The organism is Streptomyces sp. B93, assembly GCF_018070565.1.
Taxonomy (GTDB): Bacteria; Actinomycetota; Actinomycetes; order Streptomycetales; family Streptomycetaceae; genus Streptomyces.
The window spans coordinates 1-4,296 of the sequence record NZ_JAGPXL010000056.1 but is presented as its reverse complement, the minus strand read 5'-3'; the positions used below and the strand labels follow the sequence as shown (position 1 = coordinate 4,296).

Genomic DNA, 4,296 nt, shown 5'->3' with positions numbered 1-4,296 from the left:
TGCCTTGAGTCCTTCCGGGTCAGCCCTTCCGGGGTCAGTTCGACACGGCGGTGAGGGCGGGGCGCCCGGCGCGGATCTGGGCGATCAGCCCGGTGAGCACCTGGCCGGGCCCCAGCTCGTGGAACTCGGGCTCCGGCTGGTCGAGGAGGTACCGCACCGACTCCGTCCACCGCACGGGGCTGGTCAGCTGGCGGACCAGGAGCGCGGCGGTCTCGGTGTCGTCGTAGGGACGGGCCGTGGCGTTGGAGACGACGGGGATGCGCAGCGGTGCGAACCGGTGGCCGCGCAGGAAGCGTTCGAAGCGGGCGGCGGCCGGGGCCATCGTGCGGGAGTGGAAGGCGCCGCTGACCTTCAGCGGGACGACGGCCCTGGTCTCCTTGCCGAGCAGCGTCATGGCCTCGGCGATCGCCTCGGGCGGGCCGGAGACGACGGTCTGTTCGGGGGCGTTGAGGTTGGCGATGTCGACGTCGGGCGCGCCGCCGCGGGCGAGGATCTCCCGGACCCGGTCCGCGGTGATGCCGAGGACCGCGGCCATGGCGCCGGGGCCCGCCTCGGCCATCGCGGCGGCGCGCTCGGCGACGAGTTCCAGCCCGGTGACGAAGTCGAAGGCACCGGCCGCGAACAGGGCGACGTACTCGCCGAGGCTGTGCCCGGCGACGAAGTCCGGCAGCCGTCCCGAGGCTCGGACCTGGTCGACGTAGGAGAGCGCGCCGACCACGTACATGGCGCACTGGGTGTAGCGCGTGTCGGACAGGCGCTGCTCCGGGCCGGTGAGGCACAGCTCCTCGATGGAGTACCCGAGGACCGCGTCGGCCTGCCGGACGAGGTGCGGGTAGCTCTCGAAGAGCTGCCGTCCCATGCCCACGTGGTGTGCGCCCTGGCCGGGGAAGACATGGATGACCGTCACTTGGACCTCTCTGTGGGGGCTGGGCCGTGCCGGACGCGCCCTAGGTGGCGTCGGCGGGGCGGGGGGTGTGTTCGGGCAGCCCGAGGTTGGGGAGCCTGAGGTAGCGCACGTTGAGCTGGAGCAGGGGCTGGATGAGCACGTCGACGCCGACGAGGAAGCAGACGGTGCCGACGCCGACGGGGCCGCCGAGCAGCAGCCCGGTCGTCATCAGCGCGACCTCGATGAGCCCCTTGGTCGCCCAGAACGGCCAGTGCCACTTGCGGGTCATGGTGATGGCGAGCACGTCGATGGGGCGGATGCCGAAGCCGCCCATGATGATCAGCGCGGAGCCGTAGGCGCACAGCAGGGTCGCCGGGGCGAGCAGCACCGGCCCGTCGGCGCCGAGGCGGCCCGCGGGCTCCGTCCACATCAGCAGGTCGATGACGCTGCCGCAGAAGAAGAAGGTGAACAGGGGCGCGAGCAGCGGCCGTCGGCGGTTCCACAGGGCGGACAGGCCGAGGCAGACCACCGCCACGCCCGCCTGGGCGAGGCCGACCGTGATGGTGATGTGCTCCTTGAGGCCGAGCGCGAACACGTCCAGGGGGTCGGTGCCCAGGTCGGAGTGGATGAAGAGGTAGGCGCCGGTGGAGAACACCAGGCAGCCGAGCAGGTAGAGCAGCGGGGCGTGGCGACGCCCGTGCCGGACGTCGGTCACAGGATCGTTCCTTCCGGTACGGCGTCATGGTGGCGGGCGGCGGTCTCCTCCAGGCGGCGCTGCCACAGCCGGGCGGCGCCGTCCATGAGGAGTTCGGCGAGGTCGTCGACGTGCCGGGCGCGCCAGTTCTCGCGCGGGGTGCCGCGCAGCAGGCTGTTGAGGGCGCCCAGGGACGGACCGCAGGGGATCTGGTAGTCGACGCGCTGTTCGGGGGCGCCGCTCATCGCGAGCCGGGCGGAGTGCACGAAGTACCACTTGAAGGTGAGGATCATCCGCAGCTTGGGGTCGCGTTCGGCGGCGGCGAGCTGGTCGGGGTCGGTGCGGGCGAGGTGCTCCGCGGTCTCGTGCCACACCTCGTCGAAGGTGCGGTGGAAGTACTTGTCCTGGATCTGCCGGGCGGTCCGGTCGTCCAGTTCGTCCAGTGAGTTCAGGCGCAGGGTGAGTTCGTAGAGCTTGTTGGCGCGGGTCGGGAAGAGCAGTCCCTTGCGCAGCACCTGTGCCTTGGCGCCGATCTCCAGCATGTCCCCGGCGGGCACGATGGCGGTGTCCTGCACGCCCGCCTGCTGGAGCATGTCCTTGGCCGCGTCGCTGGTGCCGGCCTCGACGGTGCACTGGTTGATGCTGCCGGTCAGCACGAAGTCCGCGTTCAGCATGAAGGCGGCGGCGACGGCCTCGGGGGTGCCGATGCCGCCCGCCACGCCGACCCGGACCGCCGCGGCGCCCGCGAAGCGCTCCGCGGCGACCCGGTCGCGCAGTGCGGCCATGTCCGGCAGCAGGGTGATCAGGGGCCGTTGGTCGGTGTGGCCGCCCGAGTCGGCCTCGACGCACAGGTCGTCGGCCATCGGGACACGGGCGGCCAGCTCCGCCTCCTCGGCGGTGACCCGGCCCGCGCGCAGCAGGTCCCGTACCACACCCTCCGGGGGCGGGCTGAGGTAGGCCTCGGCCGTCTCGGGCCGGGACACCTTGCCGAGCACCTTGTGGGGGATGTGGACGCGGCCGTCCGGGGTGCGGGTCAGGCCGGTGATCCGGTAGCGGACCAGGGCGGGCGACATCCGGATGAACGCCGCCGCCTCCACCCGCCGCACCCGGCGGGCCAGCAGCAGGTCGACCAGGTCCTCTTCCTTGCGGGGCGAGCCGGGTGAGGACAGCAGGTTCATGCCGTACGAGCGGTCGGCGCCGAGGGTGGCGTCGAGGGCGCGGATGACCGACTCGACGCGTTCCGGGCGCAGTCCGCCGGTGCCGAAGTAGGCGAGCAGTCCAGCCCGGGCCATGCGGACGACCATGTCCTGGGAGGCCGTCGCCTTGAACATCGATCCGGCGACGTACGCGTAGCGCACGCGGTGGTCGCGCCGGAACGCGGCGGACCCCAGGTGCTCGGGCCGCACCCGGCGGGCGGTGGTGAGTGTGGGGGCGAAGGCGCCGTCCTGGTCCATGGGTGGGTATCCGGCTCCTACTTGGCCGTGGCGGTCTCGTACCGGTCGAAGACCGCGGGGATCTCCACGGCGAGGTGGCGGTAGAGGTGCTCCAGGGTGGCGATCCGTTCGCGGCGCTCCGGCGGGGCGTCCGCCAGGACCTCCAGGCCCCGCCTGAGGACCTCGTGGAACCTGGGCATGTTGACGAGGGAGTAGCGCACGGCCTTGGGCCAGTTGCCGTCGGGCAGCCACATCAGGAAGTCGTCGTCGCCGGGCTCGTCGCGGCGTTCGAAGACGCCGGGGGTGACGAGGAGCTGCGACACGCGCTCGACGTCCTCCCGGGTCACGCCGAGGGCCTCGATGATCTGGCTGGCGCGCTGCTGGACCGGGGTGCAGATCATCAGGTAGCCGAAGACGTAGCCGTAGTTCCAGGCCATGTTGTCGGTGTTGCGGTAGTGCTCGGCGACCTTGTGGACGAAGCCGCGTTCGGCCTCGGTCAGGCCGGGGGTGGGGGGCGGCTGGTCGGTCTGCTCGATCCGGTCGATGGTGGTGCCGGTCCGTGCGGTGCTCTCGCTCATGGCTGTCCTTCGGTGAGTCGGGGGGCGGGTCATTTCAGGGGTGCCGGGGGCTCGTACCGGTCGAAGACGGCGGGCAGTTCCTCGCCGAGGTACCGGAAGAAGCGCTCCATGTTCAGCAGGCGGCGACGGCGTTCCTCGGGCTCGCCCTCGAGGACCTTCAGGCCGTGCTCCATCACCGAGTGGAAGGAGGGCACGGCGAGCATCGCGTGCTGCACGGTCTTGGGCCAGACGTCGAGGCTCATCGCCAGCGCGTACTCGCCGTCGGGCAGGTCCTTGCGGGTGAGCACGCCCGGCGGCACGAGGAGCGCGTCGATGTGGTCGACGGACTCCCGGCGCACGCCGAGCGCCTCGCACAGCTGGCCGGCCGACTGCTCCACGGGGTCGCAGATCATCAGCCAGCCGATCAGGAAGCCGTGCTCCCAGGCCATGTTGTCGGTGTCGCGGTAGTGCTCGGCGACGCGGTTGACGTAGTCCCGCTCGCCCTCGGTGAGTCCTGGAGTCGGGGGCTTCGCGTCCACGGGTGCGGTCATCGGGCGGCCCTTTCGCCGGTGGTCCTCGGGATGTTGGCGACCTTGAGCCTCACCCGTACGACCGGAACCGGGCACCAGGGGACGCCCCCAGCATTCCCGGCCCGGGTACCGGACGGCGGGTTGCGGGGCGGGGCGGGAGACCTGGGGGCGGGGAGTCGAGGTGGGGGGATGGATG

5 protein-coding genes are annotated in these 4,296 nt (G+C 71.9%); all 5 read right to left on the bottom strand.

Going from position 1 to position 4,296, the window contains the following annotated elements:
• Positions 1 to 34: 34 nt before the first annotated feature.
• The 5 genes from fabD to KBY47_RS32220 are packed head-to-tail and all read right to left on the bottom strand — an operon-like array spanning position 35 to position 4,121.
• The gene (gene fabD / locus KBY47_RS32240) at positions 35 to 907 is read right to left on the bottom strand and encodes an ACP S-malonyltransferase (RefSeq protein ID WP_210927480.1); all 873 of its coding nucleotides are present in this window, start codon (positions 905 to 907) and stop codon (positions 35 to 37) included.
• Between the two features lie 40 nt (positions 908 to 947).
• Positions 948 to 1,601, bottom strand: a complete 654-nt coding sequence (locus tag KBY47_RS32235; RefSeq protein ID WP_210927478.1) for a YitT family protein — start codon at positions 1,599 to 1,601, stop codon at positions 948 to 950.
• Positions 1,598 to 3,034, bottom strand: coding sequence for a PfaD family polyunsaturated fatty acid/polyketide biosynthesis protein (locus KBY47_RS32230; RefSeq protein ID WP_210927477.1), 1,437 nt, complete (start codon positions 3,032 to 3,034; stop codon positions 1,598 to 1,600). Before KBY47_RS32230 ends, KBY47_RS32235 begins: the two co-directional genes overlap by 4 nt.
• Before the next feature lie 17 nt (positions 3,035 to 3,051).
• Entirely contained in the window at positions 3,052 to 3,591 is a 540-nt protein-coding gene (locus tag KBY47_RS32225; RefSeq protein ID WP_210927475.1) for a hypothetical protein, read from the bottom strand.
• Positions 3,592 to 3,620: 29 nt separating this feature from the next.
• A complete protein-coding gene (locus KBY47_RS32220) occupies positions 3,621 to 4,121 on the bottom strand; it encodes a hypothetical protein (RefSeq protein WP_210927472.1) in 501 nt (166 codons plus the stop codon).
• Positions 4,122 to 4,296: the final 175 nt, after the last annotated feature.